Raw genomic sequence first — 273 nt, 5'->3', positions numbered from 1 at the left:
GCACCATTCGAGCAGTCACCACCCTGGGTGGTGGCGTCAACAAGAAGACCGGCGAGGTGATCCCCACCCGCCCGGTTCTCCAGATCGAGGGCCTCGATAACCGTGGCCTCGTTCAACTCTTCACCCTCACAGTTCCAGACACCAAGCCTTTCGAGGGCCGAGTGGGTGAGCAGGTGTCCGTGCCGGTGCGTGCGTGGGCTCCTGGCGCGTCGGTGAGCCTCGCCTATGAGGGGGGCAAGGTGTGAGGATGGATGCACGTATGAGGCCGCTGGC

1 protein-coding gene is annotated in these 273 nt (G+C 64.5%); it reads left to right on the top strand.

Going from position 1 to position 273, the window contains the following annotated elements:
* Positions 1 to 245: hypothetical protein (locus ABG80_RS22415; protein WP_160322430.1), on the top strand; the 245-nt coding region annotated here is incomplete at its 5' end.
* Positions 246 to 273 lie beyond the last annotated feature (28 nt).

The sequence above is a fragment of the Aquabacterium parvum genome (assembly GCF_001447195.1).
GTDB lineage: Bacteria > Pseudomonadota > Gammaproteobacteria > Burkholderiales > Burkholderiaceae_C > Aquabacterium > Aquabacterium parvum.
The sequence above is the reverse complement of the archived record's forward strand: the minus strand, read 5'-3'. Positions and strand labels throughout refer to the sequence as shown.